The following is a 23,433-nucleotide window of genomic DNA, read 5'->3' on the forward strand; positions in this document are numbered from 1 at the left end:
TTACTTATCTAATATGTGCTTATTCTATTTCGTTGTGATCCTGATGGCGCCCGCCTTCAGGCCTTTACTGCTTACAGACACTTCCATATCGCCGGCCTTTTCAGAAGACTCAACGATGGCTACCAGCATTCCCTTGAAAGTGTGCATCTGTGGGAGATGGAACAGCTCAAGGCTGGTAGCATCACCGTTTCCGGCGGCCTTATAACGGCCCTCGCCTTTCACCCTAAAGCGGAGCAGATTGCTCGCATCGGGACATACATTCCCTTCCGCGTCGCAAACTTTGGCTGTAATAAAGGAAAGATCCTTTCCATCAGCCTGAAGAACTGTGCGGTCGGCAGAGAGCTCGATATGATGAGGGCGCCCGGCCGTTTTCACTTCAGAACTTGCTGCTTCGCGGCCGTTCTGATCATATGCAACGACTTTCACCGTGCCCGGCTCATACTTCACATCGTTCCACATCAGACGATAGCGCGTCTGATTATTCGTATTGCTTTTGGTCTGCCTTCCCATGCTCTTGCCGTTAATAAAGAGCTCCGCAGAAGGGTAATTGGTATAGCAGTAGACAGGCGTGACCTGTCCTTCCCTTCCCGGCCAGGTCCAGTGGGGCAGAATATGGAGGGTTTCTTTTTCCTTATTCCACTTGCTCCGGTACAGGTAGTATCGGTCTTTCGGACTTCCGGCAAGGTCGATGATGCCAAAATAAGAGCTGTGAGACGGCCACTTCGAGTCGTACGGGGTCGGTTCGCCCAGATAGTCAAAACCTGTCCACACAAACTCTCCGATTACATAAGGCAGATCATCCTGCTTCACAAATTCGTCATCGGGTACCTGCGACCAGTTACAATATTCTAAATCGTAAGAGGAGCTCTGATTATCCTCGTACTGCTTCATCTTCTGAAATTCTGCAGGGAACTTGTAGACTCCCCGGCTGCTGACCGTAGAAGCGGTCTCTGTACCTAAAATAAAGCCCTGGGGAAGTGCATTATTAGCTCGTTCGTACCATGTTGGCTTGTAGTTGAAGCCAGGAATATCGAGCACTGCTGCAAAGTTTTTTGTAAGAGCATCATTGATGCGGTCCATCCCTGCCGTCACCGGACGGGTAGGATCTTCGCGATGGCAGATGTCCTGCAGTCTTTTCGCTATTTTATTCCCTCCTGCCGCGCTTTGGTCAGGCACCTCGTTTCCGATGCTCCACATCACAACCGATGGGCTGTTCCGATCGCGATGGATCATATTAACCAGATCCTTTTCAGCCCAATCATCAAAATACTGACTGTATCCGTTTTTCACCTTTGGCGTTTTCCACTCATCGAACGACTCGACCATCAGCATGAAGCCCATTTCGTCGCAAAGAGCTACCAGCTCAGGAGCGGGCATATTGTGCGAAGTCCTGATGGCATCACAGCCCATGTCTTTGAGCATAGTGAGTTGCCGCCTAAGGGCAGCAACGTTAACCGCCGTACCCAAAGGGCCGAGATCGTGGTGATTACATACGCCCCTGAACTTGCGGATGGTTCCATTGAGTGAAAAGCCCTTATCAGCTTCAAACTTGATCGTACGGATTCCGAAAGTGGTTTCGTATTCATCTTTCAGCACATCGCCCTTGTAAAGCTTGGAAACCGCTTTGTACAAAGCCGGTGTTTCAGGCGACCAAAGGGATGGATTCTTAACGATCAGGCTTTGTTCAAACTCCTGCTTGTCTGTCGCGACGAGATTGCTTGTTGTTGTGGCCACCGTTTCGCCTGCCGCGTTTTTGATCTGCGTTTCCAGACGCAGCTCCTGAAAAGCCCCCCTGGAGTTTCAACCTTCGTTTTAACGCGCACTTTAGCATATTCTGCATTGATCTCAGGGGTGGTAATATACGTACCCCAGACCGGCACGTGCACATCCTCTGTAATGAACAGATGTACATTGCGATAGAGGCCGGCACCGGGATACCAGCGGGAGGACTCGGGAAAATTCTCCAGGCGAACTGCCAGCGTGTTTACCTCTCCGGGAGGATTAAGAAAGGAAGTTACATCGAGCTGGAACGAGTTATATCCATAAGGCCAGAAACCGGCTTCCTTGCCATTGACATAAACCCGGGCATTACTCATGGCTCCGTCAAATAGCAGAGTAGCTTTCTTGCCCGGTAAGAATGTGGGCACACGGAACTTCAAGCGGTACCAGGCAGAGCCTATAAAAGGAAGGCCACCAGTTCGTCCTGATTTTACACTTTCCTCCTTCTCGAGGTTTTGCTCAATCCGGACCTTCTGAACATCATTATTTCCGTCGAAAGGACCTTTTATTGCCCAGTCGTGAGGAATGGTCACGGTTTCCCATTTCAGGTCATTAAACCGCGCTTCAATTGCTTCCGGGAAATCTCCTTTTTTAAACTTCCAGTTCTTGTCCAGAAGATATTCCTTCCTTACGCTCTGAGCTGTAGCTGTGATACAAAAAAGACAGGCCGAGAAAAGTATGGCCAAATGTTTTGTGTAGTTCATGTGGATATGTACTTGATTTAAAAAGTGCATGCACGTAATATTCTGCTTTGCTGTTACTTCTCCTGAAGAAGTCGCTGCAGTTCTTCTTCTTTTATCTGAACAATTGTACCGTGTCTGATGCCTCCGGGAGTGGTAATCTTGTCGGATATTTCCGTCCAGTTCTTAAGATCGGCTGAAGATATCGCCCCATATTTATGTTCGGTGTACTTGTCAAAATAAACGATCCATTGGTTGCCCAGCTTTAAGGAGGTAGGGCCTTCTGCCCAGTATTTCCCCGTGATGGGCTCGCTGGCTTTTGAGTAAGGACCAGTAAGCTTATCAGAAAAAGCAACCTTCAGGTTCTTCTGCGCCGGCTCTCTCGTCTCGTCCTTCAGAAACATAACAAAACGCTTTCCATCCTTCACTATGCTTGCGTCAATCACATTGAAGCCTGGGTCATAAAGCAACTTCGTATCGCTGAAGGTTTTGAAATCTTTAGTCGTCACATAATACATCCGGTGATTATAGGCATTATCTGCCGTTGAGGCGGTCTCCTGGAATTTACCGAGAATAGTAGTAGCCCAGTAGATCATGTAGGTTTTTGTTGCAGGATCAAGGGTAATTTCCGGAGCCCAACAGTTCCTTGCTTGTGCCTCTCCAGCCATTACAGGCAGATATTTCTGTTCAGACCAGTTAATTAAATCTTTCGAAGAAGCATAACCTATGCCCTTGTCTGTCCAGCTAACCGTCCAGACCATGTGAAAAAGACCATCTGCCCCCCTTATAATGCAGGGGTCGCGCATCAGCTTGTCTTTGCTGAGCTGGGGCACCAGGAACGACTGGTCATTTTTCAGGGCTTTCCAGCTGAAGCCATCATAGCTGTATGCAAGATGAAGTCCGTCTTCACCATTTCCTTTGAAATAGGAGAACACAAAAGGCCCTTGCTTTTTCTGAGCGAGCAAGGGAGTAACAACGAAAAGGAACAATAAAAAAAGGAGCGAATATTTCTTCATTATGGGTATTAATCGATTAGCGGGCAAGGTACTAAAAAACTATTTTTTTGAAAACCAGCTAAGGTTCCATTCATCCATCCAGGAGATCTTCACGTCCTTGCCGTCAAAACGAACAGGAAGCCAGATGTAGCGGCTGTCCCGCAGGTCTTTTGGGTTCCATTTATCAGCCATGAAGATAAAAGAGTCCTTTTTCCCTTGCACAGGCAAAACGAAGGTTGACTGTCCGCCAAATGTCAGGTCGGCCTGAGGACCTTCCATTGGATTTCCTACTAACTTCCACGGACCGAACAAACTGTCTGCGGTATGAAGCGATGCCTGATTAGGAGCCCAGCCGGTGCATCCGCTTGTGATGAGGTAGTACTTCTGACGATATTTAAATAAAGCCGGTGCCTCTCTTTGACGGCGAAAAAGAAGGGAATCCTGGTTTGTCGGCCTAAGGTAGTCATCAGTAAGGCGGGCGATGCGCAGGTCCATATTCTCGTCGGAAGAATAAATGTGATAGGCGCTGCCATCGTCGTCGACATACAAGTTCATATCTCTGGACATGTTTCCATTAGGCCGAAAGCTACTAAGAAACGTGTAGGGTCCCTGAACCTGATCACTTACCGCTACTGCTGCTCTGGCAGCGCTATATCCTTTTCCCTTTAGTTCAAGGTGAAACCACATGACAAACTTCCTGGTTTTCTGATTGTAGATCACCTTCGGTCGCTCCATCAGACAGCCTTCCGCAATGTCACTTCCCGCATCTTTTGACGGCGCCAACGCCAGTCCCTCAAACTTCCATTGGTACAGGTCTTTCGATGAGTACACATTCACGCCCTCTGATGCGTGCTGTCCTCTTTTTTCGCCGAACCAGTAATACCGTCCTTTGTGATACAGGATGCCGCCACCGTGCGCGTTAATCACGTTCCCCGACAAGTCGTTCCATACTTGTGCAGGAAAGAACTTAAGGGAAGCGGGGGAAGATGTCTGGCCCTGAGCACTGGCAAAAATTAAAACACCGAACAACAGGATAAAAAAGGTACGTTTGTTATTCATAACGATCCAATATTAAAAGCCCTAATTTATAAGCCCTTTTTCTGGAGAGACGGGGGTAAATTCATACAATGGCAGGGGTATTTCTCAACTGACATCTCAGGTACGACTAAGGCTTGCGTTCAGCTTATAGGTTTGATTGAGCGTTTTTCTATACTTACGGATATATTCAGAAGGTTTCATTCCGAACAACTTTGAAAACTGCTCTCTGAAATATTTAATATCATTAAACCCTGCCCGATATGCCGCTTCGTTCACATTACAATCAGTATTGATCATGATCTCTGCCGCTTTTCTCAAGCGGATGAACCTGATAAATTCATTAACCGACCGGCCGGATATTGACTTCACCCGCTTGTAAAGATTAGAATGGCTCATACCCAGCTCTGCCGCAAAGCTCTTTATGCTAAAATCAGGGTTCCCGAGTTGCGCTTCAATGATCCCTATACATTTCGTGAGAAAGAGGCTGTACTCCGCAGATATCTGATAGTCATTGGAACGGAGCGTCACCTCGTTAAAGAAATACCGCTGCAAATTGGTCCGGCTCTTTATGATGCCCGATACACGGGCCATCAGAAGTTCTTTGTCAAAAGGCTTTGTGATATAGTCATCAGCTCCGCCCTCTATCCCCTTTAATTTCACCTCATCAGAAGAACTGGCAGTGAGCAGGATAACGGGGATGTGACTCAGGGATGGGTCGTCCTTGATGTTCATACATAGCTCAACACCTGTCATTCCAGGCATCACCACGTCGGAGATTACAATATCCGGCTGTATCTTTCTAATGACCGGCAAGGCTTCCTCGGCGGTACTGAAAGCCTGCACCCTGTATTCCTCTTTAAAAATTGCCGTCATATACTCTGCTATTTGCGGGTTATCGTCCACAACTACCATTGCCGGTTGATCTGTAACAATGTCTCCGGCAACTTCATGCGAACCTGACACCTCCTGTTTCGATGCTTCTTCTACCCCTTCTACCAGCTCTTCAAGAAAAGCAGAACCTTCGTCAACTTCTTCAAAGATGAGTGAAGACTGGAAGTGCCCGCGCCCCTTCTTCAGCTCCAGAAGGAATGTGGTCCCCTTAAGCTTCGCGCTTTGGTAAGAGACCTGCCCCTGATGCGCTTCGACAAACTTCTTTACGAGATAAAGCCCAATCCCAAATCCGGCATTTTTGGAGCCTCCTCTTACACGATAGAAGCGATTGAAAAGGGCGTCACCTTCTTCAGAAGGAATTCCGCAACCGCTATCACTCACAGAGACATAAGCCCGGCCCTCATCTTGCTTTATCGCCACCGATACTTGCCCCCCGTCCTGCGTATACTTTATCGCGTTGCTGAGGAGATTAAACAGAACTATTTCCATCTTTTCCCGGTCGACGTAAAGTTCCAGCTTTTCGTCAGCCCCTGTGAGGGTATACGTAATGTTCCGACTCTGAGCTTGCTGACTAAAACAATGGAACACTTCCTTGCATAGATTGGGGAAGTCGAGCCTTACAATTTTCAGGCGGTCCTGATCGCTTCCAGCTTTTCTGAAAAGCAGGAGCTGATCAACCAGGCTTAACAGGCGCTTTGAGTTACGATAGACCACCGAAAGGTCGTCTGCTCCTACGATCCTGTCTTTGCTGTAAAGCATCTCTTTCACCGGGTTGATGATCAGAGTGAGCGGTGTTCGGAACTCATGCGCCACATGAGTAAAAAAGCTTAGCTTTTTCTCATTCAGCTCCCTTTCCTGCTCCACCTTCAGAGTAGCGAGTTTGATTTCATACTTCAGCTGTTCCTGCTTCCTCTGATGACGCAACCAGGCTAATGCGGCAGCGGCGAAGATGCTCAGGTACAGCAGGAAAGCCCACCAGGACCTCCACCAGGGAGGAAGGATGGTAATGACTACTACCCGTTCTTTATCGATCCAGGCCCCTTCAGCATCCGTCGACTTGATACGCAAACGGTACTTGCCTTCGGTAAGGCGTGAATAGTTCGCAGTGCGGCTACCACCGGCGTAGTTCCAGTCCTTGTCCCATCCCTCCAGAAAGTATGCGTACTGAATTTTATCTGGCGCTGTAAATTCAACCGTCGTAAAATCGACCGAAACAGCTCCTTTCTCGTAAGGCAGGGTCAGCTCTTGCAGGGAATACAAGTTTTCACCAACTGACTTCGGGCTTTCTCTTTCAAATGGAGTATTGTTGATGCGCAACCCGGTGATCTGTACTGAGGAAGAACTGGCCAGGGGCTCCACCTTCTCGGGCCGGAAAATGTTAAAGCCCTTGATCCCGCCAAAAAGAAACTCTCCTGTCCGAAGTTTTATAGCTGCATTATAATTAAACTGGTTGCTCTGTAATCCATCTGACTCGTAAAAGACCTTTGTCGTTTTGGTGGATGGATTGAATTTACAAAGGCCGTTGAAGGTGCTGATCCACAAATTCCCTTCCCTATCTTCCAGAATATTGAGCAATGAGTTTCCTGGCAGCCCATCTTTCTCAGTATACTGTCGAATGCGGCCTGTCTTCCGGTCAAAGTCCAGAAGTCCCCGTCCCTCCGTCGCCAGCCAAAGTTTCCCCTTCCGGTCCTCATGTATAGCTCTTACCGACGACCCAATTTTATAGACGATGTGCTTCTTGCTCTTGCGATCAACATGAATAAGAGAAGTGTAATTGCCTGCCCATAGTTCGCCCCGATTGTCCTCCATCAGCGTTAGTACATTCTTCAGCCGGGTATCAAAAATTTCGAACTTATCGTTCCGGCGGTTGTAGCGATAAAGGCCTCCGTCTGAACAGGTGCCTGCCCAGAGATTATGCTGACTATCCTCAAAAAGTGTCCATACATTCCGGTCTTCATAGCGATATGCAGAGTTGTAACAAGAGTAGCGGATAAACGTTCCGCTCTTTCCAAGTCTGTTGATTCCTCCTCCGTAAGTAGATATCCAAACTTGCCCCTGATAGTCGCGGATAATTGCGGAAACATTGTTGTTGCTTAGCGAGTTTTTGTCATCGGGTTCATGGACATAGTTGGCGAACCGGTTCCTCTTGCGGTCCCAAAAACTTAGCCCTTCCCCGTCTGATCCTATCCAGAGGTTGCCGGACGGATCTTCACAGAAAGCCATAATAAAATTACTGATCAGACTGTTTGCGGCAGCCGGGTCAGCAGCAATGGTAGTAAAACGATTTTTACGGCTGTCCAGAATATTAATACCGCCGCGAAGGGTTCCTACCCACATGCGTAAGTCTTTATCCCGATAAACAGAATAGATGGCAGAACTGCTAAGACCGCCTTTGCGAACTTCGTGTTTAAACTGGTTCCACGTCCCTGATTTTATGTCGAAAACCATCACCCCGGCGCCATCTGTAGCTACCCACAATACATCTGAAGCTCCAATACACATGTCCATTACCGGCTCTTTCATTGTTAATCCCCCCTGGAGTAACGCGAAAAACAGACCTCTTTCTGATATCGTATTTGTAAAGACCTCCGTCTCCTCCTATCCATACATTGCCATCGCCATCGGGCTGTATTACCCGGGCTGACGTTACGTCGGACGACATCAGGCGTACCTCCCCACGGAGAGGATCGAAACGAGCGAGACCCTGCCCCTGAATAAATAGCCATATGTGCCCACTCCTGTCCGCTTTTAATGACTGAACGTGATAGTTAAACATTACGCCCCCTGAAGTATAAAAAGGAACCTGACTGGCCATGTTTTTGCCAGAAGAAGACACTAGTAATCCCTGTCCTGCTGTACCGGTCAACATGTTGCCATTGCGGTCTCTCGCAAGGCTATTAACAGGATTTGTATTTACAAGTCGTCCTCCACCCTTAGGAGAGCTATAAAAAATAGGATGAAAAGAAGAGGTGCGAACATCATAAATAGCGCCGCCTTGCTTTGTTCCAATATAAATATTACCGCTGCCGTCTTCATTGATACCTGTTATCCAATTATTTACAAGAGAGCTGCGGTCGCCGATCCTGTTTCGGAATGCTTTGAAAGAGTATCCGTCGTAGCGGTTCAAACCATCAAACGTGCCCACCCACATGAAACCCCTGCTATCCTGAAAGAAGCTGGTGATCGAATTATTTGATAAGCCGTTCTCAATACCCAGGTATTGAAAATGGGGAGATAACGAATAACAGAATTTGAAAGAAAAGATAAGAATGAAACAACAGTAGAACTTTACCATAAGCAGGTCAGAATTTAAGTGTGTAATTTACTGTTATTATTTCTTCAAGCACACGGTCTCAATAGAGATATTTTGACGGTTATTCAGCAGATTTTAACAAAACGCTTCAAATTTCCGGGCGAACTTTCTTTGCTGTTCGAAGACAATCGAGGTCGGGCGACTACTTAGCCGTTTACTTGTCGGGATCAGTTAAGTGATCCGGTGTGTAAAGGACTAAAAGAAGTACCGGCAGACAGCGCTTCTTTTAGTCCTATTCCAAACTAGTAGCCGGAGTTCTGCTCAAGCACAGCGTCGCGGTTCAGCTGAATTTCGTTGAGCGGGATCGGTAATAGCAGGTGAGTGGAGGTCACGCCCCTCATCGGGTTAACCGGATTGTTTGAATTAAGCCGGGTAGCACGTTCTACCAGGGTCTTGGTCCTCATCAGGGTCATCCTTCTATTTTCCTCCCCGATTAATTCGCGGGCGCGCTCATCAAGAATAAAGTCGAGGGTAATATCTGACGCCTCCACCTTGCTGCCGTTTGCCGGATAGTCGGAAAAAGCACGCTGACGCAACACATTGATGCTATTGGCCGCATCCTGCAATTTGCCCTGTTTAAACTGCGCTTCGGCGAGCAGAAGATAGGTCTCTCCCAGGCGCATCAGAATAAAGTCCTTCACCATTGCGTAGCCAAAGGTATCGTTCGGGTCAAACTGGTACCATTTCGTGATGTGAGGAGTCAGATTGTACAACGTATCCGGACCGGTATAAGGAACAGGTTTGCCAAAAGTAGCAGGTTTAGAAGGGTCGTTGTAGTAGTACTTTCTTCTGAGGTTGAATTTTGAATTCCTGATATCATTTCCTTTGTAAAGACTGTAAACCACCCAGTTACTCAGCCGTAGCCTGCCTAGTGCCCTTCCGCCAAGAGAATCAGCCAGAGCCATTCCCTGCACATTGTGGTAAGCAGCGCCCCATACGCGTCGCTGCTGCGGATTATCCGTTATTCCGCCTACCACCGTATTTGGATTCTCCTGCTCAAGCACCCATATTGCTTCCGTGTTTCCCTGAACGCGACGCTGATTGCCATATACAAACATGTCGGAATAGTAGTCGCCTGGCATGTTCGATTTAACACCGTACCTTTTGGTGATCAGGCCAAACTGGTTGCTGTTTATAATCGCCTGAAGCTGCTGTTCGGCAAGATCAGGTTTGCCCATCCTCAGGTAAACTTCCCCCAGCAGCTGCATTGCCATGTATTTGTTGGCACGGCCGTAAAGTTTACCTTTCGAGTTGCTCTTCACTTTCTCAATATCAGGGAGATTAGCAACCGCATAAGTAAGGTCGTTCACGATCAACTCATCAACATCTTTCAAAGGAGCACGAACAAAGTCGGTTTTAGGCGCGGTAAGAGGTGTGGTTATGATGGGCACTCCGCCAAAACAGGTTGCGAGGGTATTATAAGCGTATGCACGAAAGAAGCGAGCTTCCGCATTTATTGCGCGCTTCCCCCCATCGGAAATAGCGGTAACAGAAGGATCTTCTACATTCGTGATGATCGTATTCGTGAGATTGATAAGAATATAGTCGCGATTCCAGAGGCGTGCGGCAGCTTCGTCAGTCGGAGTCAGCAGCGTATAGTTATAATAAGGAATTTCAATCCCCTGCTGATTGGCAGTTGCGTTGGCGACGTCAGTACCTACCTGCCATACGCTGGGCCATCCCTGCCTGTCAGCCCATGAAAAAATTGTACTCACATGATTATAAAGGCCAACCAGAGATGCTTCGAATCCCAACGAGTCCTTTAAATTTCCCGGAGTATAGGACGAATATGGCTGCTCATCCAGAAAGTTCTTGTTGCAGGAAGACGCTGCCAGAATCAACGGCAATACAGCGATCAGATAAATATATCGTTTCATTTGATGTTCTTTTTAGGTTTTACTTTTATCGAAGACTTATGTTGGCACCAAAAACAAATGAGCGCGTTAAAGGATAGTTATCTTCCCAGCTTCCCATCGAACCGCTGTTCCCTCTCTGGTAAGTGTCTACCGTGCTATTAAAGGAAGCAGCTGTACCTCTTTGGTATTGTACGGCTTCAGGATCCCAGCCTATCCACTTGGTGAACGTATGAAGGTTGCGGCCGCTGGCATAAACCGTCAGTCCGGCCAGGTGAAGCTTTTTAAGCATTTCTTGAGGAAATACATAACTGAGCGTAACATCTTTAATTCTTGTGTAGCTCGCGTCTGAAGGGTAACCGTACCCTCTTGTATTCCGGTATGCCAGAGAGGGCCTTGTATTACTGGCATTCTCTTCGGTCCAGTAGCCTACATCGGCCGGCGTGTTGCGTTTGCCTGTTTCATCTGCATAAGTCAGGTCGGCATTATTTCTCATAATGCCCTGCACAGTTTGAATAAAGACATTTAAATGGAGGTTCTTGTAATGAAAGGTATTGACAAGTCCTCCGGTCCATTTAGGTACCCCCTGACCTACTATTTCCCGGTCTGCATCAGGAGTAATCTTGCCATCTCCATTCAGGTCAGCAAATTTCAGATCGCCAGGAACGGCTGAAGGATCCTGCTTTGAAGGGTCTTCCCCTTTTTGCCAGACCCCGGTCATACGGTAGTCATACAGCACACTTATAGGATGACCTATAAACCATCGGTTCCCCAGATCATCCTTCTTATCTCCGTACAGATCGATGATCTTATTTTTGTTCGAGGCGAAGTTCAGGACGCTTTCCCAGCGGAAATCTTTTCCTGCAACATTTCTTGACGTAAGACTCAGCTCAATTCCTCTGTTTCGGGTTTCGCCCATGTTATCATAGACCCTTGAATACCCGGTAATGATGGGCAAAGCTCTTTCCAGAAGGAGGTCTGTTGTCCGGTTTTCATACACATCAATAGTGCCCGATACGCGACTGTTAAACAATCCGAAATCCAGCCCTATGTTCTTGCCGAGAGTCGTTTCCCAAAGGAGATCCATATTACCTAAATTCCCGGAGGCGATCCCAATAGTACTTAGCCCGTTAAACGGAGACCTGACGACACTATTTGTTGTGATGGTCCGGTAAACGTTAATCGCTTCGTTCCCTGACTTTCCGTATGATGCCCTTAGCTTTAGATTGCTGACCAACTGCTGTTCTCTAAAAAACTGCTCATTGGTTATATTCCACCCTAAAGCCACTGAGGGAAAGACGCCGTACTTACTGGTATTTGCACCGAACACAGAGGAACCGTCTCTCCTGGCAGTTACCGTAACCAGATAGCGGCTATCGTAGCTGTAGTTGATCCTCCCCATCTGCGAATTAAGCCGGTACCTGTCCTGATACGACCTGGTGGACTGTGTAGACCCAGCCTCAAGCAGGTTATAAGACAGCTCGTCATTTACAAACCCAGTGGTTCTGGACAAAGAGGTGGAGTATTTTCGTTGTTGTGCACTGTAAAGACCGGTAAAATCGATATGGTGTTTTCCGAAGTCGCGGCTGTAGCTTAAGATATTTTCAAGCGTATAACTGTTAGTCTCCGAGTTGAACACCTCTCCGGTTCCGTTCCTGTCATTCGCTTCCCGACCGACATATGAGGCGCTTTTTCCCGGGATATAGGAATATCCGGCATTCAGCCTATACTTTAGACCTGTCAGCTTTCCCGGAGCCTTGATCTCAAGGTAGCCGTTTCCGTTTAAATTGGTATTCCTGTTCAGGCGGTCAGTAGTAAGTCCAAGCATGGGATTAGTAAACAACTGCTCAGGCTCCATGGGATAAATCTTATAGGTACCGTCGGGGTTGTATTCCTGCCCGTAAGGGCTCATTGCTGATGCGTTCAGCAAATTGGCTCTTCCTCCATCGTAATTATTGTTAACGAAGAACAAGGAAGTCCCTAGTGTTAAAAAGCTGGCTACATTCACATCCAGATTAGACCGGAGGCTTGCCCGTCTGTACTGATACCCCTTCACAACTCCTCTCTGCTTCATATACTCTCCGGAAATGAAATATCTAGCATCCTCCGTGCCGCCGGAAACACTTAAGTTATGATCCTGAAGTACTCCCTGCTGGCTCGCTTCATCCATCCAGTCCTTTGTAATGCCTGCATTATAGTTTGCTAGCTCACCATAGTTTGGAACCGGATTGGTCTGCTGATTGCCGGTCTGCTTGATCCAGTCATTGTACTTCTGAACATATTCTGCTCCGTTGCGCGGTTCAAGCATGTGCGCAAATCCCTCAACGCCTCCATACCCGTTATAACGGATCTGCGGCTTTCCTGTAGTACCTCTTTTAGTGGTTACTAAGATCACACCGTTGGCTCCGTTTGTCCCATAAATAGCCGTCGCCGATGCATCTTTTAATACTTCCATTGATGCAATATCATTCGGATTGATATCATTTAAAGAGCCGCCGGTTTTACTAAGAGGGATACCGTCGACTACGATATATGGTCCCGAGTTTGCATTGATTGAATTTTGTCCGCGCACCAAAGCGGTAGGCGCTTGTCCGGGGACTGAAGAGCCCTGCGAAATATTAACTCCCGGTACGGCCCCCTGCACCGCCTGAAGAACGTTGGTGACCGGTAACTGCGACAGTCTTTCCTTCGGAACAGACGCTATTGAACCGGTCACGTCAGAACGCTTTTGAGTACCATAGCCCACTACTACCACCTCTGCCAATTTAGTCCCGGCCTCGTCTGTCTTCATTGAAACGTCGATTCTCGTCCCGCTTACCCTGATGGTTTGACTGGCAAACCCGACAAAGGAAAAGACAAGTGAGGCCCCTTCATCTACCTGGATGGTATACTCCCCTTTGGCGTCTGTTACGGTCCCCGTAGTCGTTCCTGCCACCTTTATGCTTACACCTGGCAGAGGAAGACCTTTATCATCAGTCACTTTTCCGGTCACCTTAATGCGAAGGCTCTCAGCCGGGGATAGTCTGCTGTCTGAATATTTCCTCTTCAGTAAAACTACATCGCCCGATTCCTCGTACGACAAGTTTAATAGCGAAAGAACTTCCTCTAATGCTTGTCTGAGCGGTTTGTCGTCTACGCTTAAGGATACCTTTCGCTCCGACTCGATTATCGCTGAGCTATAAACAAAGCGAACATCCGACTGCCTCTCCAGTTCTGCCAGAACCTTACTGAGTCTCTGATTCTCGAACCGTAATGTGACATTCTTATTCAACATGTTTTGGGCTTTCCCTTCTCCTGCTACAGCGCTTCCCAACAGGGTAAACAGCAGAGCAACCTGAATAAAAGTAATTTGCATGATTACTACATGTAGAGGTTTTTTTTCATAATTTTGGTTTACTAGTTGAATTGATCTGTTAATTCGACAAAAAGGTCCCGTTAATAACTTGCCAGTTATTACTTTCAATGATTTTGGGGGACCAGATTTAAGACGGTAGTGTTGGCCCACTACCGTTGTTCAGCTTTCAAGTTTCCATCATTTCATTCGGTTTCTATTAATTGGGTTCATTTTCTCTGCATCCTTTTCCGCTTATTACAATCCGCCCATCCCGCACTTCATAAGTAGCTTCGACTGCTTTACACAGAAGGGCCAGCTTTTCATAAAAAGTCTGGTCTGAAAGCGACGCTGTCAGCGGACATTTCCCTAAGCGGTCGTCATTATATACGATAGGAATATCATAAGCGGCACTTAGAGTATTCACTACTTCAGAGAAGGGAGTTTCAACGAAGTTCAGCCGGCTTTTGGCGATGTCTTCCGACAAGATGGAGGGCGTCTCAACCTCTCTTTTCGTCAGCGTCTCCGGATCTCTGTTGAAGGTCACTTGCTGACAGGGCGCAAGGAGCACGCCTTTGCCATTCAAATCATCAAGCGAACTGCTTTTACGAGCTTTAGACGCATCTTTTTGGCTAAAGACGGAAACCCTGCCCGTTGTCACAGTCACCTTAAACTGCTGGTCATTTTTGTAAGCTTTAACCAGAAAACTGGTCCCCAGCACCTTAACCACCATTTGGTCACTGTAAACAAGGAAAGGACGGTGCTTGTCTTTCTGCACTTCGAAATAGGCCTCGCCGGTGAGGTATACTTCTCTTTTGTTATTCGCAAATGGAATTACAAAGTGGATCGAGCTTCCTTTCTTTAATACCACGGAGGTGCCGTCGGGAAGGCGAACGAGGCCGGGCTGGTTGATTGTCTGAGAACCGTTCCATACTCTGCCGGCTACTTCCGACGGCCGTTCTTCTGACCTGTAAAGGTAAAGCAAAGACACACCGGCGGTAAGGCACAGCAACACGGCGGCAGCTACTCTTACAGCCATCGACCTTACCAGAAGCATCACTTTCCCGTGCGGGAGATTCCTCCTTTCTCTTTCTGATACCTCTTGATTAATGCGTTCTGAAATATGACGAATTTCGTCCGTACTTAACTCCTTCGACGGTATTATACTTGCGGTCAGAATAATGTCCCGCGCCTGAAAAAACTCTTCTTCTCTTTCAGGGTGCCTGTCAGGCCAGCTCGCCCAGGGGTCTTCTTCCCGACAACCGCTCTTAACCCATTCAACAAAGGAATCGTTTAGCAAAAGGTCGACTACTGAGTAGTTAGAATGCTTCATCATTCTACGTTAGTTTATAATTGGGTCTTTACCTGTACTATTCGGTTTTGGCGAAAATCTACTGGTTTTGCGGAAGGTTTTTTTAAAAAAATTTAATACACTGCGTCCCAGGCCGCCAGGTGGTCAGATACATCTGCTGAGCAGGGACAATAAAAGAGCCATTTCCCCAAGCCAGGCCTTTCTCAGGTTAGATACCGACTCATGAAGAAGATTGTAAACCGACTGCTTGTTCAGTCCCATAATGCCGGCGATCCGGGCGTGGTCCAGGTTTTCATAGAAACGGAGGTAAAGAACCTCCTTTTGCCTTTTGGGAAGGCGGTTAAGAACCTGCAGCAGTTTATCCCTTGTCTCATGTGATTGCTGCTCCTCAATCAGTCTGTCTTCTATATTAAATTCAATCAGGAAGTCGTAGTGCTCATCACTGAACAATTCCTCATTGTTCCACTTCGACTGTTCCCTGAAGATCTTCAGACGGAGAGCTTTAAACAAGTACGATTTCACAGAGGGTGTTTGACTTATATTCTCTCTGCTATCCCATAGGGCAAGGAAAACATCCTGAATACAGTCTTTTATAAAGTCGTCATTCTGATTGAAGCGGATGCCATACCGATAGAGCAGCCCGGTATACCGGTTGATCAAGAGCGTATAGCATTCTCTGTCCCCAACTCTGAAGTTACTCCAAAGTTCACTATCCGAAAGCGTGCATTTCGGAGAGAACGACATAATTGATCAATTTCCAGCCAATATAATTAATTATCAAGTGAACAATTATATCTGTTGGAAAAAAACCGCGATAAATACACTAAGGGTGTTTATCACTTTCTGTCGAGAACAGGTTCAGGCCATCCCTCCCTGGTCCATGCGAGCTCCATTATTCTTAGCTTCGGCCTTGCGCGATCTGTAGCGTCGTATCCGTGAAACACCAGATAATCCTTTTTGCCGAAGGTGCACACCGCGTTGTGACCCACTCCGTACCAGTGCTGATCCCCTTCAAGCACAAGCGACCCTCCGCCGCGGCTAAGAGGAGTGTTACTTTTATCTACATACGGGCCTTGCAGCCTGCGCGATCTTCCGACGATCATTTTATAGGTACTTTTTGGCCCCTTGCAGCAATAGTCTATTGAGGCAAACAGATAGAACCATCCATTCTTTTTGAATATAAAAGGCGCTTCAATAGCATTTCCTCCTGCATCCGGAGGATTTCCGTCAACAGCAGGCAGATTGCCAGCTATAGAGGTATCAGCTTTGCGACTTGCAATAACAGGAAGCTCATCCGGCTGCTGCACTACCCTCATTCTGTCCATTGATAGTCTGGCGAGTTTAAGGCCTCCCCAAAAAGAACCGAAAGCCAGATAAGGCTGCCCTTTTTCATCCACGGCCAGATTGGGATCAATCGCATTCCAATTTGTTTGCCCCGGAATAGACTGGACGATCTTCCCATGGTCAGTCCAACGGTAATCAGGGTCTGCGGGATCAAGGGTCGTGTTAGTCGCCAGACCTATACAAGATGTATTTTTGCCAAAGGCGGAGACCGAATAAAAGAGATAGAAACGACCGTTGAAGTAGCTGATGTCAGGGGCCCAGATATGGTTACGAAAACCGGGGACTGCCTCTGCTGCCCAGCCAGGTGCTTTATCGAACACCGGTTGTTCTGCTTTCCAATGCTTCATGTCCGAAGAAGACCATACCGATATTCCCATTCCTGTACAAAAGAGGTAATACCTCCCCTTTTGCCGGATCATTACAGGGTCGTGGACAGAGGGAGCCGTCTCAAGCGTATCAGGTACGTCTAGGGCAACAAAAGTCCCAACATTCTCACCAGCTGTAAGATGCTCAGCCTTCTGCACGCCCTTGGGGCGGGCAGAAGGCTGAAAGAACAGAGATAAGACAAGACTAAGCGTCATCGGAAGCAACTGTGCTCTCATAGTGCTAATCTTATAAGATTTACAGAATAAGGTTTCATATTGATAGTCAGCTTACCTCCTGTGAGGTGGGCAGGCCTGCTGACGGGACTGATCGTCTGTGGCTGGTCGAATGAATTAACGGCGTCGAGCTTGCTGCTGCTTAGCTCGGTTACAGTACCTTTCTTCGCGTTCTTTCCTTCTATCATAAAGTCGCCGCTTTGTTCCTTGCCTGCTGCATTAACAACCTTAAGGATCAGCTCGTTTGTTTTACTGTCTAAAACGGCCGATGCATAGACTTTTTCCTGTCCGGCCACAGGTTTGTTGTTAAGCAAAAGAGGAACGACCGAATTTCCCTTATTCACGGAGAAAAGCCTTTGCACCTGATAGTTAGCCGTACCATAAGAACGGAGATTATCAACCCAGATCAGGTCGGGCGACCATTGCCAGCCCTCAGCGTGAGCAAACAAAGGAGCATATGAGGCCATCGTGACAACATCAGCGTTCCGTTCCAGTCCGGTCATGAAGGCCGCTTCCGCAAGTGCGCACTCCCAATTATTCTTATTGTCAGGACTTGCTATCCGCACACTCTGTGCAGCATATTCTCCTGCAAAGATCTTCGGTCCTTTGCGGTCATAATTATCATATCTTGACGCATTCTCCAGGAACCACTGCGGCGCCCGATAATAATGTTCATCTATAATATCCGCATTCATCGCCCTGAGTTCTTTATTCAGATAATCAAAGCGTGCGCCATCCGGGTCAGTACCCGAACTGTTGACAATGCGGATGTCAGGATATTTTGATTTTATGGCCTTCGTGAAAATCTTCAGGCGTTCAATATACTGCTCGCCCCAGTTTTCGTTTCCCACGCCCAGCATTTTAAGATTGAAAGGCGCAGGGTGTCCCATCTCCGCTCTTTTCTTTCCCCATACACTTGACACGGGACCGTTTGCAAATTCGATAAGATCCAGTGCGTCCTGAACATAGGGGTCAAGCTGATCTACAGGCACCACTTCGGCAGTGTTAAACTGACAAGCCATGCCGCAATTAAGAATTGGCAGAGGCGACGCGCCGATATCTTCGCAAAGCTGAAAATACTCATAGAAGCCCAGCCCGAACGTTTGAAAGTAGTCGGGCGTCAGCCTGTGCTTAAACTCTACATTCCATCGATTGATGATCAGGTCCCGGTCTTCAACATTTCCGATTGTTTTTTTCCACTGGAAGCGTTCGTCAAGTGTTCGTCCCTCCACAATACATCCTCCCGGGAACCGCAGGAAGCCCGGCTTCATATCCGCAAGCAATTGAACCATGTCTGCCCTCAGTCCTCCTGGCCTTCGCTTCCAGGTGTCTTGCGGAAACAGAGAGATCATATCAAGATCAACGGTCCCCTTTCCATCGAGAGACACTTGCAGGCGCGCTTTGGGCTCTGTGGCTGAAGCTTTAAAAGAAGCCGTATATTTCTTCCACTCAGACCCTTCCGGGCTCACTGTAGCCGTTCCGATCTCTGCGCCTTCAGGTGTAACCAGACTTACTTTTATGCGGCTCCGGGTATTGTCTGCCTGACGAGCCCAGACAGAAAAGTCGTACCCATTATCCTTTTTGATACCCATGCCCCTGAAACCCTCGTTCGTGAGTCCATAGCCTTTTTCTGATCGAGAGTCAAGTCGGATATAGCGCCTGTTAGCTTTTGAGCGGTTCCCCGTATTCAGGATCAGATAGCTGCCGTCCTGCCCCTCTTTCTTTTCCTCCTTCCAGCCCATCATGGGCGTATCGAACTCGAAAGACCGGTTCTTAACAAGTTCAGCATACAGCCCGCCATCGGCACCAAGATTAATATCTTCAAAAAAGACGCCCCACATGGTAGGCTGGACCGACGCTTTGATCTGGGCGGGCTTCACCACAAAACTCATCTTACCCTGCGCCAGTGCACGCTCGCCGGCATTAAATAAGGATACACAGAACATCCCGGCCAAGAGAGCCTTTTTTCCCGCTGTCATTAGTCGTTTATTTTTTGTCGTCATATTATTTTAACTCAAGCATCACTACAGAAAGAGGAGGCAATTCAACGGTTAATTTGTTCCCGTTCTTTCTGGCGCCATTGAACGCGGCCGACTTCACCTTATTTGGAGTATCAAAACTGTTATAATCGTTAAACTTGGCAGATGTCACAATTTCCCCTTTTACTCCACTCCATTTAACGCCTTCGATAGCTGACGATACAGTTACCTTCTTTGCAGGGTCAATATTGACAAGCGAAATATGAACAACTCCCTTTGAATCAATAGAAGCAGAAGCATTTACTGCCGGAATTTTATCTTCACCTGCCGCATAGTCGGGCCCGGTAAACTGAACAGGAATAAGCTTGGCATCCATGTGCGCTTTGTACAGATCAAATACATGGTAAGTTGGAGTGAGGAGCATCTTCTCCTTCTCTGTAAGGATCAAAGCCTGAAGCACGTTCACGGTCTGAGCGAGATTTGCTACGCGTACCCGGTCACAGTGGTTGTTGAAGATGTTCAGTGTGGTTCCGGCAATGAGGGCGTCACGCATTGTATTCTGCTGATACAGGAAACCAGGGTTAGTTCCGGGTTCTACATCTGTCCACACACCCCATTCGTCTACCACAAGTGCCACCTTCTTCTGAGGGTCGTACTTATCCATTACGGCTGCATGGCGTTTTACAATCTCATCCATTGCCAGACAGTTCTTCATCGTGTTGAAGTATTCCTTTTCGTCGAACTGAGTAGCCGATCCTTTTTTACCCCACTTGCCGGTTGGGATGGTATAATAGTGAAGTGATAATCCCCACATCTGGTTAGCAGGAACATTCTTCATCATTACTTCTGTCCAATTGGTATTCCAGTCACTGGCCCCACTGGCGATTTTCTTTAACTCAGCGCCAGGATAATTTCTTGCATAAGTTGCATAGCGCTTGTACAGGTCGGAGTAGTACTCGGCCGTCATATTACCGCCGCAGCCCCAGCTTTCATTTCCCACACCCCACAAGGTCACTTTCCAGGGCTTCTCCCGTCCGTTTTGTTTGCGAAGGTTAGCCATGGGGCTTACTCCATCAAAATTCAGGTATTCTACCCATTTGGCCATCTCCTCCACCGTGCCGCTTCCCACATTCCCTGCGATGTAGGGCTCGCAGTTCAGCATGCCGCAGAGCTCGAGGAACTCGTGAGTACCAAAACTGTTGTCTTCAGTCACGCCGCCCCAGTTGGTATTAACCATCTTCGGGCGCTGCTCACGGGGGCCGATACCATCGCGCCAGTGATACTCGTCAGCAAAACAACCTCCGGGCCATCTGAGGTTCGGAACATTGATCTTCTTCAGGGCATTCACCACATCCATCCTGATGCGTCCCTGCTTGGGCACATTCAGATTTTCGTCCACCCAGAAGCCATCGTAGATACATCTCCCAAGGTGCTCAGAAAAATGGCCGTAAATGTGGCGGCTGATGGTTTCCTTCGCACCAGCCGTGTTGAGATTAAGCGTAACGGTATTCTGCGCTGACAGCTTTAGAGACGGAAGTAAAAATAACAAAGAAAGAAAGAAAGAAGATTTCTTCATGAGTATGGTTTTAATGGTTAAGAGTTTAGCTGCTATCCCCCAGGATAGCAGCTCTAAAGATAACCGCAATAATTTAAATGTCAAAGAAACAATTAAGTAAGTTACGCTGGATATAGAACTTAAGCACCCCGAGAGCGTTATGCCCTCGGGGTGCACTCTACTTTAACGAAATTTTTATCGGTTCACCGAAGGCCATATCCAATGCCCCACTAGCTTTCACTCCAGCCCTTACGTATACTGCTTCTTCGTTTGTCAACGATGCCGGAATATTAATGCTTACCGGAATAGGCTGATTGACATTAGTAATATTAGCTGCTGGAATGCTTACACCGTCTACCTTGTAAACGTCGTCAGTAAGGACACTCTTATTAATAAAGAGGCTAACACTTTCGAGCGATCCGGTACTGGTTCCTTTTTTAATCGTAACAGTGCCGCTAATCGTATTTCCATTTTTCTGAAAAGATGAGTTACTAACGACAAAGTAAGGACTAACGGGAACGTCGACGATTGTGTTCCCTCTTACCTTAACGTCTATGGAGTCGGTCCTGTCCGGCCAAGGTCCAAATCCTCTTAAAACGGTCATTTTATAGTCGCCGTCGAACAAGAGAGCAGAGTAAGACCCGTCCTGATTAACAAACACCCGGATCTTACCAAAGAAATCGTAGCCGTGCTGCCACAATTCCAACTGCACACGGTTAGTACGGAGCCCAACCGCTTGCCCATCAGACAGTAGCCTTCCGGTCAGCTTAGATGATGGAGCTTCATAATTATCTTTTTTACATGCACCGAAAAACAGGTTTGCAATGCAGAATATGGTCAGTATAAACTTGAATGATTTCATGGCATTTAATTAAAAGGGTTCTGCACTATTTTCGGATTCCTGTTGATCACATCCTGATCAAAGGAGGAATAGTAGTTGAATATTTGAAAGAAACGGGGGGATTTAAAGCGCGGAGCCACTTTCTTCACAAATACAAATTTACCATTTCTTGTCGGGTCGCCCGGTTTTACTATCCGGTAAGGATAGAGTGCATAAGCGACTGCATCCGGATTATTCGAATTACCGTTCCAGACCTTATCGGCTATACGCCAGCGTTTCAGATCCCAAACGCGGTGATCTTCAAATGCGAGCTCAGTGCGCCGTTCTTTTCTGATCTTGTCAAGAGTGAGGGTAGCCGTAGTAAAGCTATTGGCACCAAAACCTGCGCGCTCCCTGATTGCGTTTACATAACTTACCGCCTCTGCAGGTTTATTTAATTCAAATGCAGCCTCCGCGGCGTTCAGGTAAATCTCTCCGAGGCGAAACCAAACCCACCAGACGTCACTTTGAATACCTCTGGTTGAGGCCCCGGAGTTCTTATCAATGTACTTGCGCATATAGAAACCGGTATTCGAAACCTCCTGGATGGAGTTGTGCGGTCCTGACGGCGCCACCTGAGTCTTTCCGTCTGTATAGAGTTTCCCCAAAACATCCCCCTCGACAGTCTGGTAACTTTGAGTCGCGGCGTTCCATTCCATCACTCCAGCTTGCATCTCAATCGGAAGCCCTTTAAAAGACGCACCAGGATAAATTACCGTGCCGTAAAGGCGCGCATCTTTATTCGCAAATATGTCAGTCGTCTTATCGTAGTACACAAAGTCGCTCCCATCAGCCGTTCTCGTCTTTAATGTACCCGGCGTGCCGTCGAGGTTATCGTAGCTTTCGACAAGATTTAGAGTGGGACTAATACTGGAAGAACTTAGATTGTCCTCACGAATTCCTCTGACTATGTTTTCATACGTAAATAAGTGCTTTTTTGATTCGGATACTGAAAAATCGCGAACAAAAAGCACTTCAGTGTTAGCCGATTTACTTACGATTGCCTCATAAAAATTTTCTCCCAGGTCACTGTTCTTCCTGTATAAGTCGTAGGGACCGGCCAGAACCTCTTTTGAAGCGTCAAGTGACTTCTGAAAGTACTCGTTCGCCCTTGAAGCAGGAATTCCTACTTCACCTCCCGGGGTTGCAACGCTTGGCGTAAGTAAAGCATTATACTTCGCAATAGTTGCAGCATATAACATAGCCCGGCTCTTTAAAGCCATGCAGGTATATTTGTTAGCCCTCGTTTTACTCCCATTGTTTCCGATATCATTCTTAATCGCGTCCAGTTCACTTGCTATGAAATCATAGACTTCGGCTTCCTTTGCTCTTGCCGTTTTCAAGGGGGTTACATCATTTCCGCCCGAGTAAGGCAACTGGCTGGTTACGAGCGGTATCCCCCCATCCGCTTTACCATTTCAAAGTACATATAGGCGCGAATAAAACGCAGTTCAGCCTTCACCTGCTTTCTCTGAGTCTCATTTAGTGACTTGGTACCATACTGATCTACTCCGTCTATCGACAAATTGATGTCACGGATAAAATAGTAGTCATATAAGCGCCAGCGATCCCTCGCATATGTAACAATATTATTTCTCCAGTCGTCGTTGGATGAGCCAGACCATGTAGCGTCATCATAGTCTGCCATGTTCCTCCACTGAGAGCCGCCTTGATCGTTAAGGCCCATATCCGTGGGGAGCCTGTTATAATAATTAGCGAGGAGACCTACTATAAGTTTGGGATCCGACCAGACCTGTTCATCCGTAACGATGTCCTGAGGATCCCGGTCAAGAAAGTCTTTTTTACAGGAACTAACTGCAAGCATCGTCAGCAGTACGAAAACGATGCACTTATCTATGATATTTTTCATATAATATCCTATTA

At 47.3% G+C, this 23,433-nt stretch carries 16 protein-coding genes; all 16 read right to left on the bottom strand.

Annotated features, from left to right (window positions below; translation table 11 throughout):
- Positions 1–24: 24 nt before the first annotated feature.
- The 16 genes from ACES2C_RS20025 to ACES2C_RS20100 all read right to left on the bottom strand — a co-directional run bounded on the left by ACES2C_RS20025 (position 25) and on the right by ACES2C_RS20100 (position 23,419).
- The gene (locus tag ACES2C_RS20025; protein ID WP_374166996.1) at positions 25–1,776 is read right to left on the bottom strand and encodes a DUF4982 domain-containing protein; all 1,752 of its coding nucleotides are present in this window, start codon (positions 1,774–1,776) and stop codon (positions 25–27) included.
- Complete coding sequence (locus tag ACES2C_RS20030) at positions 1,674–2,483, bottom strand: sugar-binding domain-containing protein (RefSeq protein ID WP_374164824.1); 810 nt, start codon at positions 2,481–2,483, stop codon at positions 1,674–1,676. The genes ACES2C_RS20025 and ACES2C_RS20030 overlap by 103 nt, the downstream gene beginning before the upstream one ends.
- Before the next feature lie 53 nt (positions 2,484–2,536).
- Positions 2,537–3,475, bottom strand: coding sequence for a glycoside hydrolase family 43 protein (locus ACES2C_RS20035; RefSeq protein ID WP_374164825.1), 939 nt, complete (start codon positions 3,473–3,475; stop codon positions 2,537–2,539).
- 39 nt (positions 3,476–3,514) lie between these two features.
- The gene (locus ACES2C_RS20040) at positions 3,515–4,513 is read right to left on the bottom strand and encodes a glycoside hydrolase family 43 protein (RefSeq protein WP_374164826.1); all 999 of its coding nucleotides are present in this window, start codon (positions 4,511–4,513) and stop codon (positions 3,515–3,517) included.
- Positions 4,514–4,609: 96 nt separating this feature from the next.
- Positions 4,610–7,906 carry a two-component regulator propeller domain-containing protein gene (locus ACES2C_RS20045; protein ID WP_374164827.1) on the bottom strand — a complete coding sequence of 1,099 codons (3,297 nt, stop codon included), beginning with the start codon at positions 7,904–7,906 and terminating at the stop codon, positions 4,610–4,612.
- The gene (locus tag ACES2C_RS20050; RefSeq protein WP_374164828.1) at positions 7,791–8,678 is read right to left on the bottom strand and encodes a two-component regulator propeller domain-containing protein; all 888 of its coding nucleotides are present in this window, start codon (positions 8,676–8,678) and stop codon (positions 7,791–7,793) included. Before ACES2C_RS20050 ends, ACES2C_RS20045 begins: the two co-directional genes overlap by 116 nt.
- 260 nt (positions 8,679–8,938) lie before the next feature.
- Positions 8,939–10,573 (bottom strand): RagB/SusD family nutrient uptake outer membrane protein, encoded by a 1,635-nt coding sequence (locus tag ACES2C_RS20055; protein WP_374164829.1) that lies wholly within the window; start codon positions 10,571–10,573, stop codon positions 8,939–8,941.
- 25 nt (positions 10,574–10,598) lie between these two features.
- Positions 10,599–13,904, bottom strand: coding sequence for a SusC/RagA family TonB-linked outer membrane protein (locus ACES2C_RS20060; protein WP_374164830.1), 3,306 nt, complete (start codon positions 13,902–13,904; stop codon positions 10,599–10,601).
- A gap of 196 nt (positions 13,905–14,100) precedes the next feature.
- The gene (locus tag ACES2C_RS20065; protein WP_374164831.1) at positions 14,101–15,216 is read right to left on the bottom strand and encodes a FecR family protein; all 1,116 of its coding nucleotides are present in this window, start codon (positions 15,214–15,216) and stop codon (positions 14,101–14,103) included.
- A gap of 120 nt (positions 15,217–15,336) precedes the next feature.
- The gene (locus ACES2C_RS20070) at positions 15,337–15,936 is read right to left on the bottom strand and encodes an RNA polymerase sigma factor (RefSeq protein WP_374164832.1); all 600 of its coding nucleotides are present in this window, start codon (positions 15,934–15,936) and stop codon (positions 15,337–15,339) included.
- Positions 15,937–16,028: 92 nt separating this feature from the next.
- A complete protein-coding gene (locus ACES2C_RS20075) occupies positions 16,029–17,138 on the bottom strand; it encodes an arabinan endo-1,5-alpha-L-arabinosidase (RefSeq protein WP_374164833.1) in 1,110 nt (369 codons plus the stop codon).
- The gene (locus tag ACES2C_RS20080) at positions 17,135–19,114 is read right to left on the bottom strand and encodes an alpha-L-arabinofuranosidase C-terminal domain-containing protein (protein WP_374164834.1); all 1,980 of its coding nucleotides are present in this window, start codon (positions 19,112–19,114) and stop codon (positions 17,135–17,137) included. The genes ACES2C_RS20075 and ACES2C_RS20080 overlap by 4 nt, the downstream gene beginning before the upstream one ends.
- A 25-nt stretch (positions 19,115–19,139) precedes the next feature.
- Positions 19,140–20,690 (bottom strand): alpha-N-arabinofuranosidase, encoded by a 1,551-nt coding sequence (locus ACES2C_RS20085; protein WP_374164835.1) that lies wholly within the window; start codon positions 20,688–20,690, stop codon positions 19,140–19,142.
- Positions 20,691–20,847: 157 nt separating this feature from the next.
- Positions 20,848–21,531 (bottom strand): DUF3823 domain-containing protein, encoded by a 684-nt coding sequence (locus tag ACES2C_RS20090; protein WP_374164836.1) that lies wholly within the window; start codon positions 21,529–21,531, stop codon positions 20,848–20,850.
- Positions 21,532–21,536: 5 nt separating this feature from the next.
- The gene (locus ACES2C_RS20095; protein ID WP_374164837.1) at positions 21,537–22,892 is read right to left on the bottom strand and encodes a RagB/SusD family nutrient uptake outer membrane protein; all 1,356 of its coding nucleotides are present in this window, start codon (positions 22,890–22,892) and stop codon (positions 21,537–21,539) included.
- Positions 22,893–22,933: 41 nt separating this feature from the next.
- The gene (locus ACES2C_RS20100) at positions 22,934–23,419 is read right to left on the bottom strand and encodes a RagB/SusD family nutrient uptake outer membrane protein (protein WP_374164838.1); all 486 of its coding nucleotides are present in this window, start codon (positions 23,417–23,419) and stop codon (positions 22,934–22,936) included.
- Between the last annotated feature and the right edge of the window lie 14 nt (positions 23,420–23,433).

Origin of the sequence: Arcticibacter sp. MXS-1 (genome assembly GCF_041902385.1) — a bacterium.
Lineage (GTDB): Bacteria > Bacteroidota > Bacteroidia > Sphingobacteriales > Sphingobacteriaceae > Arcticibacter.

Bases quoted from the DNA above. Each gene is read 5' to 3' on its own strand.
- ACES2C_RS20050 (WP_374164828.1), bottom strand. From the start codon at position 8,678: ATGGTAAAGTTCTACTGTTGTTTCATTCTTATCTTTTCTTTCAAATTC.
- ACES2C_RS20075 (WP_374164833.1), bottom strand. From the start codon at position 17,138: ATGAGAGCACAGTTGCTTCCGATGACGCTTAGTCTTGTCTTATCTCTG.
- ACES2C_RS20100 (WP_374164838.1), bottom strand. From the start codon at position 23,419: ATGAAAAATATCATAGATAAGTGCATCGTTTTCGTACTGCTGACGATG.
- ACES2C_RS20045 (WP_374164827.1), bottom strand. From the start codon at position 7,906: ATGAAAGAGCCGGTAATGGACATGTGTATTGGAGCTTCAGATGTATTG.
- ACES2C_RS20085 (WP_374164835.1), bottom strand. From the start codon at position 20,690: ATGAAGAAATCTTCTTTCTTTCTTTCTTTGTTATTTTTACTTCCGTCT.
- ACES2C_RS20065 (WP_374164831.1), bottom strand. From the start codon at position 15,216: ATGATGAAGCATTCTAACTACTCAGTAGTCGACCTTTTGCTAAACGAT.
- ACES2C_RS20080 (WP_374164834.1), bottom strand. From the start codon at position 19,114: ATGACAGCGGGAAAAAAGGCTCTCTTGGCCGGGATGTTCTGTGTATCC.
- ACES2C_RS20055 (WP_374164829.1), bottom strand. From the start codon at position 10,573: ATGAAACGATATATTTATCTGATCGCTGTATTGCCGTTGATTCTGGCA.
- ACES2C_RS20060 (WP_374164830.1), bottom strand. From the start codon at position 13,904: ATGCAAATTACTTTTATTCAGGTTGCTCTGCTGTTTACCCTGTTGGGA.
- ACES2C_RS20035 (WP_374164825.1), bottom strand. From the start codon at position 3,475: ATGAAGAAATATTCGCTCCTTTTTTTATTGTTCCTTTTCGTTGTTACT.
- ACES2C_RS20090 (WP_374164836.1), bottom strand. From the start codon at position 21,531: ATGAAATCATTCAAGTTTATACTGACCATATTCTGCATTGCAAACCTG.
- ACES2C_RS20040 (WP_374164826.1), bottom strand. From the start codon at position 4,513: ATGAATAACAAACGTACCTTTTTTATCCTGTTGTTCGGTGTTTTAATT.
- ACES2C_RS20030 (WP_374164824.1), bottom strand. From the start codon at position 2,483: ATGAACTACACAAAACATTTGGCCATACTTTTCTCGGCCTGTCTTTTT.
- ACES2C_RS20070 (WP_374164832.1), bottom strand. From the start codon at position 15,936: ATGTCGTTCTCTCCGAAATGCACGCTTTCGGATAGTGAACTTTGGAGT.